Below are 15,982 nucleotides of genomic sequence, written 5' to 3'. Positions count from 1 at the left end.
CCGGCGGGATCCGCCGGGGCCGTCCGCTCCGGTGGAATGGGGGCACACCGAGCGAGGGAGCGCCGCGATGATCGAGGTTCAGGGCCTCACCAAGGAGTACGACGGGACGAGGGTGGTCGACGACCTCGGCTTCGAGGTCCGGCCGGGCGTGGTGACGGGCTTCCTCGGGCCGAACGGCGCGGGCAAGAGCACCACCATGCGGATGATCCTCGGCCTGGACCGGCCGACCGCCGGACGCGCCCTGGTCGACGGCCGCCCGTACGCCGAACTCGCCCACCCGCTGCGCGCGGTCGGCGCCCTGCTCGACGCCCATGCCGTGCACGGCGGCCGCACCGCCCGTGGACACCTGCGCTGGCTGGCCGCCACCGACGGGCTGCCGGAGCACCGGGTGGAGGAGGTGCTCGCCCAGGTCGGCCTGACCGACGCCGCGAGCCGCCGGATCCGCGGGTTCTCGCTCGGCATGCGCCAGCGCCTCGGCGTGGCCGCCGCACTGCTCGGCGACCCGCAGACGCTGATGCTGGACGAGCCGGTCAACGGCCTCGACCCCGAGGGCATCCGCTGGATCCGCACCCTGCTGCGCGAACTGGCCGCCGAGGGCCGGTCGGTGCTGGTCTCCTCGCACCTGATGACGGAGATGGCGCTCACCGCCGACCACCTGGTGGTGATCGGCCGGGGCCGGCTGCTGTCGGACGCCGCCACCTCGGACTTCATCGCCCGCCACGGCCGCACCCGGATCCGGGTCCGCGCGGTGGATCCGCCGAAACTGGCCGCCCTGCTCGGCGGCGACCTCGCCGGCCTCGGCACGGGGGCGGTGACGGCCGAACCGGTGGACGGCGGCGCCTGGGAGGTGAGCGGCGCCGAACCCGAGCGGATCGCCGCGCTCGCGGCCGCGAACGGCGTGGTGCTGTACGAGATCGCCGTCCGACAGGACTCGTTGGAGGAGGCCTTCATGCGGATGACCGCCGACAGTGTCGAGTACCGGGCGGTGGCGGCATGAGCACCCGGACCGCTCCCCTCGGACAGGTCCTGCGCTCCGAGCGGATCAAGTTCACCACCCTCCGCTCGCTCTGGCTGCCCCCGCTGATCGCGGTGCTGCTCACGGCCGGCTTCGGCACGGCGGTGGGCGCCGCGGTCGGCGGCAAGGACGACAGCCTCGTCCAGGACCCCGGGGTCGGCATCCACTACGGACTCAACTTCGGCCAGGCCGCGCTGGCCTGCTTCGGGATCCTGCTGATCGGGCAGGAGTTCAGCAGCCGCATGATCGGCGTCTCGCTCACCGCCGTCCCGCTGCGCGGACGCCTCTACGGCGGGAAGCTCCTCCTCGGGGTGCTCGTCGCCCTCGGCGCCGGCCTGGCCGGGACGGCCGGCTCCTTCGCCGGGTACGCCGCCTTCGTCCCCGGCGACTGGGACGGGCCCGCCGCCGTCCGCAGCGCCACCGCCGGGGTGCTCTACCCGGTGCTGCTGGTGGTGCTCTGCCTCGGCCTGACCGCCGTGCTGCGCAACCTCACCGCCGCGATGGGCCTGCTGGTGCCGACCGTCTTCCTGCTCTCCCCGCTGCTCAGCGGCGTCCCCGGGGTCCGGTACGCGGTGCAGTTCCTCCCCGACCGGGCCGGCCAGTACGCGCTGCGCTACGCCGACGACCCGGAGATCGCGTACGGGCACTGGACCGGACTGCTGATCATGGCCCTCTGGGCGGCCGCCGCCGCCTACGCCGGGCTGCGCACCCTGCGCCGCCGGGACGCGTGACGCGGAGCGCGACACCGGGAACGAGGCACGGTTCCTGGCGCGCTCGCGGACGCGGTCGCGGACGGTCGAGGTACGCGTCAGCTGCCCCGAAGACCCACCGCCAGGGTCAGTTCGAGGACCCGGTGCGGCGATGCGAGATCCGGAAACAGCTCCCGCAGCTGCGACATCCGGTACCGGACCGTCTGAGGGTGGACGAACAACGCCGCCGCCACCTCGTCCCGCCTGCCCTGGTGCAGCAGCCACGCCCTCAACGTCTCCTCCAGCCGCCGTGCGGTCGCGGCGGGCAGGGTCCGCAACGGTGCGAGGGCTCGGGCCCGCAGGTCCGCGAACGCGTCCATGTCGGCGCTCAGTACCAGCTCGGGCAGGTGGTCCTCGGTGTCGCGGATGTCGCAGGAGAGGGAGCGCGCGCGTACGGCTCGTGCGTACGAGGCGGAGGCGCGGGTCCAGGGCCGTGCCGGGCCGACCACGGCGGTGCGGTCGGTCAGCTGCCGCAGAAGGTGTGCCCGGTCGGCATCGGGAACGAGCAGCACACCGGTGGAGTCCGGCAGATCGTCGAGGACGAGGGTGCCCGGGTCGAGCGCGCGGTAGGCGGGCCGGGCCTGGGCCGCGGGCAGCAGGACCGCGGTCAGCGAAACGGGGGTCTGCCACCCGGCCCGTTGGACAGAGGCCAGCAGCACGTCCGGGCTCGCGTCGGCGAGGAGGTCGCGGGCCAGGTGTTCCAGGTGGCGCTCGTGGGCCCTGCCCCGGGCGGCCAGCTCGTCGGCGTGGCCCGCGGCGCTCGCAGCGGAGAGCTCGTCGATGTAGGCGAAGGTCAGCTCGGCGAACTTGGCGACTTCGGCAGCGGGCAGACCTGCGGGTACGGCACCCGCCGCCAGGCACCGCCAGGCCACCCGGGCGCCGACGCGGTAGGCGCTGAGCAGGGCGTCCATCGAACGGCCGTCGCGCACCTCGCCACGGCCCAGCTCGTAGGCTGCGTCACCGGCGTCGCCACTTGCGGCGTGCCCGCTCGCGAGGTCCAGGTAGTGCCCCAGGGCGGTGCGGACGGCTCGGCGGATGGTCCCGCCCATGCGGCCCGAAAGGGCGTTCGCGTAGGGAGGGACCTCGTCGATGATCGCCCCGACGACCTCGTCCGCGGTGGCCGTCAGCGCGGCCCGAAGCGCGGTGACCGTCGTCTCGTCCAGGACCAGCTCGCTGGCCCTCCGGATTGCATGGCTCACGTTTTTGTTCCCTGCGAACAATTCGGCCGACCAGATTCACGTCCTACGGTCAGGACTTTACGCCCTGAGGCGCAGCAAGCTGGACTCATGACGAGTACAGCCCTCCGCAGCAGGGCGTGGAAGCTGCTGGAGATGGTCACGACGCCGCTGCTGCCGTCCGACTACCTCGACCTGGTCAGCCCGCTGCGTGCGGGCGCCGACCTGCGGGGGCGCATCGAGGCCGTGCACCCCGAGACCGGGGACGCCGCGACCGTCGTGATCAGGCCGGGGCGGGGCTGGCGCGGCCACACAGCCGGTCAGTACGTGCGGATCGGGGTCGACGTCGACGGGAGGCGCCTGTGGCGCGCCTACTCCATCACCTCGCCGACGGAACGCCGGGACGGCCGCATCACGATCACCGTGAAGGCGATCCCGGAGGGCAGGGTCAGCAACCACCTCGTCCACAGGGCGACACCGGGCACGCTGATCCGGCTCGACCAGCCGACCGGTGACTTCGTGCTGCCGCAGGCCAAGCCCGCCAAGGTGCTCTACCTGACGGCCGGCAGCGGCATCACGCCCGTGATGGGCATGCTGCGCGACAACGCGCTCGACGACGTCGTCATGATCCACTGCGCGCCCCAGCCGCAGGACGTGATCTTCCGCGAGGAACTGCACGAGCTGGTCGCGGAGAAGAGGCTGCGCCTCACCGAGGTGCACACCGACACGGACGGCAGGCTCGACATCGCCCGCCTCGACGAACTCGTGCCCGACTGGGCCGAGCGCGAGACCTGGGCGTGCGGGCCCGCAGGCCTGCTCGACGCCGCAGAGGAGCACTGGACCGGGCACGGCGTTCACGAGCGCCTGCACACCGAACGCTTCCGCCCCGGCATCGTGGTCGCCGGCGACGGCGGCGGCGAGGTGACCTTCAGCAACACCGGCAGGACCGTGGACGCGGACGGCGCCACGCCGTTGCTGGACATCGGCGAGGAGGCCGGCGTGCTGATGCCCTCCGGGTGCCGCATGGGCATCTGCTTCGGCTGCGTCACGCCGCTCAAGGCGGGCGCCGTCCGCGACCTGCGCACCGGCGAGATCACCGAGGCCGAGCCGGGCGTCCTCATCCAGACCTGCGTGTCCGCCGCGGCGGGCCCCTGCGACATCGAACGGTAGACGCACCTTGACCGCCATCGACCCCACCGCCCACCTGACCACGGAGCAGATCGAGGAGCTCGGCCGCGAGCTGGACGCGATCCGCGACGAGGTGATCGCCGGCCGCGGCGAGAAGGACGCCGCCTACATCCGCAAGGTCATCTCGGCGCAGCGCAAGCTCGAGCTGGCCAGCAGGGGCGTGCTGCTGTTCTCGATCTTCCCGCCCGCGTGGCTGCTCGGCACCGCCGGCCTGTCCGTGGCGAAGATCATGGAGAACATGGAGATCGGCCACAACGTCCTGCACGGCCAGTGGGACTGGATGCGGGACCCGAAGATCCACTCCACCACCTGGGAGTGGGACCACGTCTCGCCGTCCGAGCAGTGGAAGCACTCCCACAACGAGCTGCACCACACGTACACCAACGTGATCGGCAAGGACAACGACCTCGGCTACGGCATCATGCGCGTCGACGAGGACCAGAAGTGGCACCCGTTCCACCTCGGCCAGCCGCTGTGGAACCTCGTCAACGCCTGCTTCTTCGAGTACGGCATCGCGGCGTACGACCTGGAGCTCGGCAGGAACCTGCACAAGCGGCGCCGCAAGAACCCGGAGTTCCGCGCGCGGGCCAGGGCCGTGGGCCGCAAGATCCGCAGGCAGGTGCTCAAGGACTACGTGATCCACCCGCTGCTGTCGGGCCCGTCGTTCCTCACCACGCTCGCCGCCACGTTCACCGCGAACCTGGTCCGCAACATCTGGTCCCACTCGGTGATCATGTGCGGGCACTTCCCCGAGGGCGTACAGGTCTTCCAGCGCCGGTCGATCAAGGACGAGACGCGCGGCCAGTGGTACCTGCGCCAGATGATGGGCTCGGCGAACATCAGCGGCAGCAGGGCCATGCACTTCATGACCGGCAACCTGTCGCACCAGATCGAGCACCACCTGTTCCCGGACCTGCCGAGCAACCGGTACGCCGAAGTCGCGGTGAAGGTGCGCGCGCTGTTCGAGAAGTACGAGCTGGAGTACGTCACCGGGCCGCTGCCCAAGCAGGTGTTCTCCGCGTGGCGCAAGGTCTTCCGGCTCTCACTGCCGAACAGGAAGCCCAAGGTCAGGACGCCGGACCGCGAGCAGGAGCTCGTCACGGCCTGATTCCCGGTACGGGTTCTCCGGCTGGCGCAACGGTGTGCTCACGACCGCCGCAGGCGCCCGACGGGGCAGTAGCGCTCGCCGCCTTCGAGTACGACGGTCGGCCCGGGCGCGATCTCGGTGAACCCCGCGTCCCGGACCAGCGGCAGGCCGCTCGCCAGCAGCTCCGTCCACGCCGCGGGCGAGGCGGTCCGGACGGCCAGCGCGAAGCCGGACTCGGCCCACTCCTTGCGCTGGGCGTCGTCCAGCCGCCACCAGGCGAGCTGGGCGGCGTGGCCGGTCTGCGCCATCGTCTTGCCGGCGCTCATCTCCAGCTCGGGGTTGAGCCAGAGCACCGGCACACCGGGTGCCGGGTCGTCGAGCGGGCCGGCCTCCTCCAGGTCCGTCCCCGACACCTGGAGCTTGGCCAGCTCCTTGGGCCAGCCGTCCAGCGGGATCGGCGGGAAGACCCGCACCTCCGCCTCCCGCCCCGCCACCGTGATCCCGGGAAGCTCGCCGGCCCGCCGCCATTCGCCGCCCCGGGCCCGCCGGACCACCTTGCGGATCCGGGCGTCCTCCCAGGCCGCGACCCGCTCGACCCACTCGCCGTCGGGCTCGGTGACCCGGGGGTCGGCCAGCAGGGTGAGCACCGCGCGCGCCGAGGTCTCCAGCGCGTCGGTCCGCCCGGGCGGGGTGGCCCGCTCCAGCCGCACGACCAGCGGCAGGACGTACTGCGGCCGGCCGTCGCGGTCGTCGGCGGACGGGGTGGGCACGGGGGCGTCGAACGGAGAAGTCACCGGTCAAGCATGCCAGCCCCGCCCGTGTGTCGATCACCGCGGGAGGGTCGGCGCGGGGCGGCCGGCAGCGGCCTGCGGACGCGGGGCGGCCGCCCGGGGCCGCCCCGCCGCCCGGCTCACGCCAGGTAGTCCTCCAGCCCGCCGTCCCGCCGGATGTCCAGCGTGACGCAGTGGAAGCCGCCGCCGAGCACCCGCGAGTGGCGCAGGCGCTGCGGAACGACGGTGATGCCCGCGTGCTCCAGCTGCTTGATCAGGCTGTGCTGGCCCGACTCCACGATCGCGGTGTCGGGGCTGACCATCAGCAGGTTCATGCTGATCCAGCTCTCGCTCAGCGCGTTCTCCGGCGAGTCGGCCGAGGGCTCGGCCGGCGGGCACCAGAGGATGTCCCAGCCGCGCAGCGGCTCGGGCACCGTCTCCGGGCTGATCCGCTCGGGGTTGAGCAGGACCAGGCCCGGCCGCAGCAGGGCGATGGTGCTGTCGATGTGGGTGTAGCCGTAGATGCCGCGCAGCGGGTGCAGCCGCAGGTCCCCGAGCAGGCCGAGGGTCGACTCCAGCCAGCGCAGGCCGAGTTCGTTGCCGCTGCGGGAGACCTGGTAGAAGACGTCCCGGCCGAGCCGCAGCACGTTGGCGGCGTCGAAGACGGGCTCCGCCTCGCCGAGCAGCGGCAGCCCGTCCGCGTCGAACTCGAAGAGCTCGTCGTCCAGTCGCGGCCGGGGCGCGGACAGCCAGTTGGCGCCGCCCTTCAGGTACTCCTGGAACAGGTCGCGCAGGCCGAACACCTCGAAGTAGCGGGCCCGCATCGGACTCGCCACCTCGATCACCGTCTCGCCGACCACCAGGGTGAGGTCGCGCGGGCAGTAGCTGTGGAAGCCTCCCTCGGCCCGCCAGCGCGGCGCCGCGAACTCCGCCGCGTGGTCGATCACTTCGGGCTGGCGGACGGTGACGCCCAGGCCGCGCAGGGTGGCGACCAGCGCGTCCAGGTCCTCCTCGGTCTCCTCGATCACCTGCTGCGGGTAGGCACCGGTGGGGATCGCGGCGAGGTCGGCGGCACTGGTCTTCGGGAAGCAGGACAGCCAGGACGACGGGTCGGACTGCTCGGGCAGCCGGGCACCCACGGCGGTGCCGACCACGACCTCGCGCAGTGTGGTGAACTCGTCCCAGCTGTGCACCGGACGGGCCGAATTGGACATGACTCCCCCTTGACGCGGATTCGGGATATGGCGAGGACTACGTGAACAACGAGGACGGCGGGACAGCGAGTACGGCGGGACAGCAAGTACGGCGGGGACAGCGAGTACGGCGGGGAACGGCTGCGAACCGCCGCGAAGGACGGAAACCGCCGGAACGGGCGCGAACGACGTCACGACGCGAGCAGCACGAACACAGCAGGACACGAACACAGCGGGAACAGCGGAAAGAGTGGGCGAGAGGCGCGACGGGAGGAGCGGGAAGGGCGGCAGCGCGCACAACCGCGCCCAGGCGGATACCGAACGGGCCTCCCCGGCGGCGGAATTGCCTCGGGGAAACCGTCCGGCCGGCACCGGCCGACCGGGACCGGCGGGAAATCCCTGGCCAGGCAGGCCGATTCGCAAGCTGCACGGGCCGGGATCGATCGCCAAGCTACCCGGCCCGCCGACGGCCGCGCAAGCAGGTGATCGACAATCCCGGCCCGGCCGGATTACCCGGCGATTAACCGCGGGATTGTTCAACTCCCGCCGCTGCGGCACTGATCAATGCCGCCAGGCCCGCCGCATCCGGCTCCCGCCCGCCAGGGTGAGCAGCGCTCCGCCGGCCGCCGCGAGCCCGGCCACCGCCAGGCTCTGCCGGCGGGCCCGGCGCCGGTCCGCAGCGGCCGTCCGCACGGCCGCCGACAGGAAGGCCCGCTCGACCCCGGCCGGGGTCAGCTCGCCGGCCGTCACCCGCCGCCGGACCTGTTCCAACCGGGCGCCGCGCAGGAGCAGTTCCGGGTCCCGGTCGGCCGCGTCCCAGATCCGGGCGGCCTCGGTGAGCCGCCGCTGGTCGCCGAGCACCTCCCGCCCCTCGGCCAGCCAGTCCCGCAGCCGGGGCCAGGCCTGCGGCAGCACGTGGTGCGCCAGCTCGACGGTGCCCCGGTCCAGTACCACCAGGCGCGCCCGGACCAGCCGTTCCAGCACCGCCGGTACCCCCGGCTCGTCGAACTCGGCCCGCCCGACGGGCTTGCGCGCACCCTCGCCGCCGCCGGGAGCCGCCTCGCCGCTGAGCCGCAGGAACACCGATCTGGCCCGCTCGCGGTCCTCCGCCCCCAGCCCGCCGTACAGCGCCTCGGCGGTCCGGGCCAGTGCCCCCTCGAACCCGCCGGTGGCCTGGAATCCGGCCAGGGTCAGCGCGTTTCCGCTGCGTCGCCGCCAGGTCTCCAACAGGGCGGAGGACAACAGGGGTAACGCTCCCGGCTGTTGGGCGGCGGCGGAGATCAGGACGGCGAGCAGCGCGCCCTCGACGGTGCAGCCCGAGCGCAGTGCGGGTTCGGTGATCGCCCGGCGCAGTTCGTCCGGCGCCGGACGCCCGACCGCCAGCACCGCGTCCCGACAGGCCGCGGTGAGTGCCGGGTGCTCGGCCAGCAGTGCGGCGCCCTGGTCGGAGCGCACCACCAGCACCACCCGGCAGCGGAACGGCCCTTGGCCACCACGGCCTCCGCCCGGGTCGGCGGCGCTCGCCACCAGCGCGTCCAGGAAACTCTCCCGTTCGGCCGCGTCCCGGCACCGGGTGCGCAGTTCCTCCGCCTGGTCCACCACCAGCACCGGGTCGGCCCCCCGCTGCGCCTCCCCGGCTCGCTGCCCGAGCCGGGCCAACGCCAACGCGAAGGCCTCCATCGGCCGTTCCCCCGGGGTCAGCAGGGCGACGGGTGCGGCGCCCCCGTTCGCCCGCCCGCCGCGCGGCCCACCGCCCCGACCGGCCGCCACCCCTCCGGTCGGTCCGGCCGCCGACCCGACGGACGGTCCCTCGCGGGGCCCGCCCGCCGCGCCGCCGTCCAGCCTGGCCAGCAGACCCGCCCTGACCAGCGAGGACTTCCCGACCCCGGACGGCCCGACGAGCACCACCAGCCGCCGTTCGGAGAGCAGCGCCACCAGCCGGTCCAGCAGCGCCTCCCGCCCGAAGAACCGCTCCGCGTCCGCCGCTTCGAAGGCCACGGCCCCCGGGTAGGGTGCCCGCCCGGCGTCCTGGGCGCGCCGCCGGGCGGCGGTGTCGGCGGCGAGTTCGGCGGCGAGCAGCTGCCAGCGGTGCTGCCACTCCCGTACGTCACCCCCGCAGGCCTGTACATAGGCGAGCGTGACGGCGAGGCTCGGCAGCCGCCGACCGCCCGCGGCCACCGACAGACTGGCGGCGGAGCAGTGCGCCCGTACCGCGAGTTGGCGGTACGGCGGGGTGCCCGCCCGCTCCCTGAGCGCCCGCAGATCGCCCGCGAATCGCAGCAGCGGCCCGTCCCCCTGGTCCAGTGGACTCTCTCGACGCGGCACAACAGCCCCCTTCTCCGTTGAAGTGGTGCTCGATGACACGAGTCCCGATGACATGACGTGGTGTGCAGCCGTGTGTCCATCCCCCGGGATTCATCATGCACAGGGCAGTTGGCGTCAAACAATGGGACCTACGGGCCGGTTGTTCCGAGTTGATGTTCAATGTCCAGCCACTCGGCGCCGAACAATGCCGGTGGGATAGAACCGGGAGCCGCAGACTTCGCTGACTTCGGAGATTTCCATGAAGTTCACGCGGTACTGCCGTTCCCTGCTGTCCACACCCGCGATGGCGGTGGAGCGGTACGCCAAGAGCCACCAGTCCGGGGCCGATATCGCCATGGTCGACCTGGAGGACTCGGTCCCGCCCACCCACAAGGAGGAGGCCCGCCGACTCGCCGAGGAGTTCTTCGCCCTGCCGTCCACCAAGCTGGCCCGCAGCGCGGTGCGCATCAACACACTGTCCGGGCCGGAGGGTCTGCGCGACCTGATCGCGCTCACCCGCTACCGGGTCAAGCCGGACATCGTCCTGATCCCGATGGCGGAGTCCCCCCGGGACATCGAGATCGCCGCCGGCGCGCTCGGCGCGGACTGCCCGCAGACGGAGTTCCTCGCCGTCGTGGAGACCCCGCTCGGCATCGAGCACGCACCCGCCATCGCCGCGGCCGGCCACCGGCTGCGCGGACTGGTCTTCGGCTCGGCCGACTACGCCTTCGCGGTCGGCGCCCGGCTCTCCTGGGAGGCCCTGGTGCACGCCCGCGGCCGGGTGGTCAACAGTGCCCGCGCCGCCGGGGTGGAGGCGATGGACGCGCCGTTCTTCGAGGTGACCGACCTGGACGGGCTGCGCCGGGAGGCCGCGCTCGCCCGGGACTTCGGCTTCAGCGGCAAGATCGCCGTACACCCCCGGCAGCTCCGGCTGATCAACGAGGCGTTCAGTCCGGACGAGCAACTGCTGGAGCGGGCCCGGCGGGTGGTCGAGGCGGGCCGCGAGAACGGCCGCTCGGTCACCGTCGTGGACGGCGTGATGGTCGGCATGCCCTTCTTCGAGGCATCCCAGCGCCTGATCGAGCAGTTCGACCCGCCCGGCCCGCCGGTACCGCCCACCGCGCCGGCACCGCGCACCCCGCCGGTACCGCCCCGCGCTCCCGTCGGGCCCGACGCGCCCAACCCGCCCGCAGCCACCAGGAAAGAGAAGTGACGATGACCGAAGAGTCCATCCAGGGCCCGCGCCGGTACCGCAACGCCGAGGCCATGCTCGCCACCGCCGACCCGGTGTGGCAGGCGGCCGGTGCGAACGGGCTGATCGGCATCAAGGTCGACTCGGAGTCCAACAACCGGCTGATCGTCCGCGAGACCGGCCACGAGTTCGCCAACATGGTGTCCTGCGCCTACCTCGGCCTGAACAACCACCCGAAGATCGCGTCCGGCGCGGTGGACGCGCTCACCGAGTCCAAGAGCACCTGGCTGGTCACCTCCACCACCCGGATCCGGCACAACCTGCTGGTGCGGCTGGAGGAGGAGCTCGGCGAGCTGTTCGGCGCCCACATCCTGCCGGGCGCCTCCTGCACCGCGCTGACCGCCGGGATCCTGCCGCTGATCGCCTCCGGCCACCTCGACGGCACCTGCGACGGCACCGGCGGCGGCCCCCGGGTGATGGTCTTCGACCGCTTCTGCCACTTCTGCATGGCGTACGTGAAGCCGATCTGCGCGGACGAGTCGCTGGTGCTCAACTGCCCGCACAACGACCTGAACTACCTGGAGGACATCTGTCGCAAGTACCCCCGGGTCGCCTACGTGGCGGACGGCGCGTACTCGATGGGCGGCGCGGCCGCGCTCGACGGCCTGCTCGAACTCCAGGACCGCTACGGGCTGTTCCTCTACATCGACGACTCCCACTCGCTGTCCATCATGGGCGAGCGCGGCGAGGGCTTCGTCCGCTCCCGGCTGGAGATGAACCCGCTGACCGTGATCGTGGCCAGTCTCGGCAAGGGATTCGGGACGGGCGGCGGCATCGCGATGCTCGGCAACCGCGAGCAGTTCGAGTTCCTGCACCGCCACGCCGGCCCGGTCGGCTGGTCGCAGAACGTCGCCCTGCCGCTGGTCGGCGCCTCGCTGGGCAGCGCCGACGTCCACCGCTCCGGCGAACTCGGTGAACTCCAGGCCAGGTTGAACCGCAATATCGACCTCTTCGACGAGCTGCTGCCGACCACCTTCGCGGGCAACGGACTGCCGGTGCGCCGGGTGGACGTGGGCGACGCCGAGCGCGCCGTCAAGCTCTCCGCCCAGCTCTTCGAGCGCGGCTTCTACAGCTCGGCGGTGTTCTTCCCGATCGTCCCCAAGGGCGAGGCCGGACTGCGGCTGATGATGCGCGCCGACATGGACGAGCGGCTGATCACCGAGTTCGCCGGGCACGTCAAGGAACTCACCTCCGACCTCTGACACTTCGGGAGAAGCACGGCATGCACGGCAGTACGGACAGGACACCGGACGACACCACGGACCACACCCCGGAGCAGATCCCGGAGCACACCCCGGACCACGTTCCGGACGACGTTCCGGACGACCTCGGGCCCGCCGGCTACCGGCGGATCGGCGAGCGGCGCTACCGGGAGGTGGTCGGCCGCTACTACGAGGAGTTCACCGTCGGCGACGTCATCGAGCACCGCCCCGGCCGGACGGTCACCGAGCTGGACAACGTGCTGATGAGCATGCTGAGCATGAACGACGCCCCGCTGCACATCGACGCCGCGTACAGCGAGCACACCCCCTGGGGCCGGCCGATCGTCTCCAGCCTGGTGACGCTCAGCATCGTCGGCGGGATGACCGCCCGCTCCACCAGCGGGCGGACCATCGCCAACCTGGGGTGGGAGAACATCCGGATGACCCACCCGGTGTTCGCCGGCGACACCCTGTACGCGCACACCGAGACGCTCGCCAAGCGGCTCTCCAAGTCCCGCGAGGGGCAGGGCATCGTCAGCTGCCGCACCACCGGGACGAAGTCGACCGGCGAGGTGGTGGTGGTCTTCGAGCGCAGCTTCCTGGTGCCACTGCGCGGCCACGGCCTGGACGAGGCCACCGGCTACTGAGCACAGGCCGAGGGGGCAGGGCCGCATCGCAGCCCCGCCCCCCGTCGGCACGCCCCCGTACCCTCAGCGGGCGCCGCCGTCCTCCCGGTGGACGTCCACCAGCACCTTGCCCATGGTCTCCCGCGCGGCCAGCGCGCGGTGCGCGCCGCCCACCCCGGAGAGCGGGACGACCCGGTCGACCCTGGCCACCAGCCGCTTGTCACCCGCGAGTCGGAAGAGCCGGTCGGCGACGTCGGTGAACAGCGCCCGGTCGTCCAGGACCTGCTGCAGCCAGAAGGCCAGCACCCCCACCGAACGGTCCGCCAGCTCGTCCACCGTGAAGGACTCCTCGGCGTCGCCGCGCGCCCCCACGCTGAGCAGCCGCCCGAACGGCGCCAGCGCGGCCAGCCCCACCCGCAGCACCTCGCCGCCGAGCGAGTCGACGAACAGGTCGACCCCGCCGAACTCGCCGAGCAGCGCGGCCAGTCGGGGATCGGCCGGGTCGAGCGCCGCATCGGCTCCGAGCGAGCGGACGAACTCCCGCTTCGCAGGCGTCGACGCCAGCCCCACCACCCGGCCCGCGCCCAACTCCCGGGCCAGCTGGACCGCCAGGTGGCCGACCCCGCCGGCCGCCGCCGTCACCGCCACCCGCTCACCGGCCCGCACCCGCCCCAGCAGGGCCAGCGCGCCGTACGCCGTCGCGCCCTGCTCCAGCAGCGCCAGCGCCTGTTCGTCACCGACCTCCGGCGGCACCTCCACGGTGTACGCGGCCTCGGCACACGCCACCTGGGCGTAGCCGCCGCCGGAGCGCAGCAGGGCGGCGACCCGCCGCCCGTCCCCGCGCCGCCGGCCGACCACGTCCGCGCCGAGCACGGCGGGCAGCGGGTAGCGCTGGTACTCGCCCCGACGGCAGTGCAGGTCCGCGTAGTTGATCCCGGCCAGGGTGACGTCGATCAGGCACTGCCCCGGCCCGGCCACCGGCTCGGGCCGGGTCTCGACCCGGAACTCCTCGGGCCCGCCGTACCGGTGGATCACCGCCGCGCGCATCCCGGGGCGCGGCCCTCCGTCCGGCGCCGTCACTCGGCGAAGAGCGCGGCCAGCCGGCGCTCCGCCGCCCGGGCCGCTTCGGCGTCCTCGGCGATCACGCAGTACATCACCGAGCCGTCGGCCGGGGCGAAGTCGGCGCTGAACACCACACCCGTGCGGGTCGCGCGGTCGAAGGCCAGCCCGGCCCGCTCCACCGCCGCGACGGCCTCCGGGAAGGACGGCACGGCGAGCCCGGCCAGCTCCAGGATCACCCGGGAGGCGCGGTGCCCGTCGCCGACCAGCCGGGCGAACAGCGCCTCGTGCAGATGCGTCGACCCGGTCAGCCGGCCGTTGGTCTCGCTGAAGTACAGCTCGCCCTTGGGCGTCAGGAAGGCGTCCGCGCTGACCGTGCCCCGGTATCCGAGCACCCGCAGCGACTCGCACAACCGCGCGGCCTGGTCGACCAGTTCGGCCCGCGCCCCGGCGTCCGGGGTGACCGGCGGGGTGATCTCCCCGATCACCACCGGGTCCATCACCATCTCACCGCAGCCGGACAGCACCGCGGCGTGGTCGCCGATCGTGAACTCCGCGTAGAGCGGCACCGCGTCCGTGAAGTACCGCTCCACCACGACCCGCTGGCCCCGGCCGCCGGTCAGCCACTCCCACCGCTCGGCGACGTAGCCGGCCACCGCCGCCCGGTCCGCCAGCAGGACCACCCGCTGCGCACCGGCCGGGGTGACCTGCTCGTCGCGGCTGAGGATCTCGTTGCCGAAGCCGCCGGCCTGGTACTCGACCTTCATCATCACGCTGTGGCCCTGCTCCAGCAGGCCGTTGACCGCCGCCTCCACCTGCTGCGGCGCGGTGGCGACCGTCCCCGGCGGGATCGGCACCCCGGCCCCGGCCGCCAGCGCCCGGAACACCGCCTTGCTGTTGACCAGCGCGTTGCCGCCCTGTGCGGCGAAGGCGTGGCCGGGTACGGCGTGTTCGGCACCGAGCGCGGCGGCCAGGTCGACCACGGCCGCGTTGGGCGAGATCGCCAGCACCCGATCCACCGGACGCCCGGCCAGCGCCCGGCGCAGCTCCTCGCGGAAGCCCGGGTCGGCCAGCCGGTCCGGGGTGAGGATGTCCTCGCCCTCCACACCGGGCGGCGGCACCACGACGGTCAGGCTCTCGGCCCGGGTGCCGGTCAGCCCGGTGACGTACCCGAGGTACACCGGGTCGGGCTCCCAGGGCAGCACCAGCACGTCGTCGTCCTCGGCGAACCAGATCATCCGCTGGGCCCCGCAGCCGGCGAACCGCCGCTCCAGCTGCGTCATCCCGGTGAGGTCCCCGACCATCTCCTCGGTGCGGTTGTTTCCGATGCAGAGCGTCGTCATCTGGTGAACTCTCCCGGCGTCCGGTGGAACTGCGGAACTGCGGCACTCCTGAGGCGTGTGTCCCAGATGTAGCGCACCGGGGTTGTTCGGGTTCGGCGCTCGGTCATTGAACAAAAACGTTGAACAACAGCTCTTCGGACGGCCCGGGTCGGCGAAGCGACCGGACGGGGACCTAGCCGCGCAGGCGCAGGCGCAGGTCCTCCACGGCGGCTCGGATGCCCGCGCCGTACGCGTCCTCGGGGAGCGCGTCCAGGCTGCGCACGGCGCGCTCCAGTTGCTCGCGGGCGCGGTCCGGCTCGCCGAGCTTGAGGTGGTCGGAGGCCAGGTTGAGGTACAGCGAGGGGTAGAAGGCGCGGACCTGGAGGGCGGACCGGTAGGTCTGGGCCTGCTCGGCGGTCAGCGAGTCGGCGGCGGCCAGGGCCCGCTGGTCCCACTCCAGCTCGGCCCGCGGGTCGTCCTGGAGGTCGGCCAGGTAGTGGGCCAGCACGCAGCGGTGGAACACGTCGCCTCGCTCGCCGAGCTCCGCCCAGAGCCGCTCGAAGCTGTGCCGGGCCTCGGCCGTCCGTCCGCGCTGCGCGGCCTGGACGCCCTCAAGACCCAGCGCCAGCCGGGCCAGCACCGCATCGTCGGCGGCCGCGCCGTCGGGCAGCGGGCTGTCGGGCGCCGGGCCGTCGGGCAGCGGGCTGTCGGACACCACACCAGAGCCATCGGACATGTCGGACATGCCCGCAGCCTAGGCCCTGTCCGGTCGATCTTGGCGGATCAGCGCGCGACTCCCCCAGCCTTCGGCCGGGAGGTGCCCCCAATCCGCGCCCGGCTGGGCGTGCGCCCGGAGCGCCCTCGTACTGGACGTACTTGGGCGATTCGGGCGTGCGTCCAGCCGGGATGCCCGGCGTCGCGCGCCCGGCAAGATCGGCCGGACAGGGCCTAGTGCCGCGTCAGGCAACTTTTGCCCGTCAAGGAGCGGCGTCCGGTGCGTGCTATCGGCGTGCCGGCCGGAAGCCCTCGTACTGGACGTA

At 73.0% G+C, this 15,982-nt stretch carries 14 protein-coding genes; 7 read left to right on the top strand and 7 right to left on the bottom strand.

What is annotated here, in order from left to right; genetic code table 11:
- Positions 1-67 precede the first annotated feature (67 nt).
- Complete coding sequence (locus ACFVVX_RS31220) at positions 68-997, top strand: ABC transporter ATP-binding protein (protein WP_387950517.1); 930 nt, start codon at positions 68-70, stop codon at positions 995-997.
- Positions 994-1,746 carry an ABC transporter permease gene (locus ACFVVX_RS31215; protein ID WP_387950515.1) on the top strand — a complete coding sequence of 251 codons (753 nt, stop codon included), beginning with the start codon at positions 994-996 and terminating at the stop codon, positions 1,744-1,746. The genes ACFVVX_RS31220 and ACFVVX_RS31215 overlap by 4 nt, the downstream gene beginning before the upstream one ends.
- A 77-nt stretch (positions 1,747-1,823) precedes the next feature.
- Here the strand turns inward: ACFVVX_RS31215 and ACFVVX_RS31210 are convergent, their stop codons facing one another.
- Entirely contained in the window at positions 1,824-2,963 is a 1,140-nt protein-coding gene (locus ACFVVX_RS31210) for a PucR family transcriptional regulator (protein WP_387950513.1), read from the bottom strand.
- Positions 2,964-3,050: 87 nt separating this feature from the next.
- Between ACFVVX_RS31210 and ACFVVX_RS31205 the strand changes: the two genes are divergently transcribed.
- A complete protein-coding gene (locus ACFVVX_RS31205) occupies positions 3,051-4,109 on the top strand; it encodes a ferredoxin reductase (RefSeq protein WP_387950511.1) in 1,059 nt (352 codons plus the stop codon).
- A gap of 7 nt (positions 4,110-4,116) precedes the next feature.
- Positions 4,117-5,235, top strand: coding sequence for a fatty acid desaturase family protein (locus ACFVVX_RS31200; protein WP_387950510.1), 1,119 nt, complete (start codon positions 4,117-4,119; stop codon positions 5,233-5,235).
- A 38-nt stretch (positions 5,236-5,273) separates the two neighbouring features.
- Here ACFVVX_RS31200 and ACFVVX_RS31195 read toward each other — a convergent pair whose 3' ends face one another.
- From ACFVVX_RS31195 to ACFVVX_RS31185, 3 genes are all read right to left on the bottom strand, one after another.
- Positions 5,274-6,008, bottom strand: a complete 735-nt coding sequence (locus ACFVVX_RS31195; RefSeq protein WP_387950508.1) for an aminoacyl-tRNA hydrolase — start codon at positions 6,006-6,008, stop codon at positions 5,274-5,276.
- A 116-nt stretch (positions 6,009-6,124) separates the two neighbouring features.
- Complete coding sequence (locus tag ACFVVX_RS31190) at positions 6,125-7,198, bottom strand: inosamine-phosphate amidinotransferase 1 (RefSeq protein ID WP_387950506.1); 1,074 nt, start codon at positions 7,196-7,198, stop codon at positions 6,125-6,127.
- A 540-nt stretch (positions 7,199-7,738) separates the two neighbouring features.
- Positions 7,739-9,502 carry an AAA family ATPase gene (locus ACFVVX_RS31185; RefSeq protein WP_387950504.1) on the bottom strand — a complete coding sequence of 588 codons (1,764 nt, stop codon included), beginning with the start codon at positions 9,500-9,502 and terminating at the stop codon, positions 7,739-7,741.
- Positions 9,503-9,740: 238 nt separating this feature from the next.
- On the opposite strand from ACFVVX_RS31185, the gene ACFVVX_RS31180 reads away from it, so the two are divergent.
- The 3 genes from ACFVVX_RS31180 to ACFVVX_RS31170 are packed head-to-tail and all read left to right on the top strand — an operon-like array spanning position 9,741 to position 12,582.
- The gene (locus ACFVVX_RS31180; RefSeq protein ID WP_387950500.1) at positions 9,741-10,694 is read left to right on the top strand and encodes an HpcH/HpaI aldolase/citrate lyase family protein; all 954 of its coding nucleotides are present in this window, start codon (positions 9,741-9,743) and stop codon (positions 10,692-10,694) included.
- A 2-nt stretch (positions 10,695-10,696) separates the two neighbouring features.
- On the top strand, positions 10,697-11,935 hold the full coding sequence (locus ACFVVX_RS31175) for an aminotransferase class I/II-fold pyridoxal phosphate-dependent enzyme (RefSeq protein ID WP_387950499.1): 1,239 nt from the start codon (positions 10,697-10,699) through the stop codon (positions 11,933-11,935).
- A gap of 20 nt (positions 11,936-11,955) precedes the next feature.
- A complete protein-coding gene (locus tag ACFVVX_RS31170) occupies positions 11,956-12,582 on the top strand; it encodes a MaoC family dehydratase (RefSeq protein WP_387950498.1) in 627 nt (208 codons plus the stop codon).
- Positions 12,583-12,645: 63 nt separating this feature from the next.
- Here the strand turns inward: ACFVVX_RS31170 and ACFVVX_RS31165 are convergent, their stop codons facing one another.
- From ACFVVX_RS31165 to ACFVVX_RS31155, 3 genes are all read right to left on the bottom strand, one after another.
- On the bottom strand, positions 12,646-13,608 hold the full coding sequence (locus ACFVVX_RS31165) for a zinc-binding alcohol dehydrogenase family protein (RefSeq protein WP_387950497.1): 963 nt from the start codon (positions 13,606-13,608) through the stop codon (positions 12,646-12,648).
- Positions 13,609-13,637: 29 nt separating this feature from the next.
- The gene (locus ACFVVX_RS31160; protein WP_387950495.1) at positions 13,638-14,963 is read right to left on the bottom strand and encodes a peptide ligase PGM1-related protein; all 1,326 of its coding nucleotides are present in this window, start codon (positions 14,961-14,963) and stop codon (positions 13,638-13,640) included.
- Between the two features lie 172 nt (positions 14,964-15,135).
- Positions 15,136-15,687 carry a hypothetical protein gene (locus tag ACFVVX_RS31155; RefSeq protein ID WP_387950493.1) on the bottom strand — a complete coding sequence of 184 codons (552 nt, stop codon included), beginning with the start codon at positions 15,685-15,687 and terminating at the stop codon, positions 15,136-15,138.
- Positions 15,688-15,982 lie beyond the last annotated feature (295 nt).

The organism is Kitasatospora sp. NPDC058170 (assembly GCF_042883905.1).
Classification (GTDB): domain Bacteria; phylum Actinomycetota; class Actinomycetes; order Streptomycetales; family Streptomycetaceae; genus Kitasatospora.
This window is presented reverse-complemented; position numbering and strand designations above follow the sequence as displayed.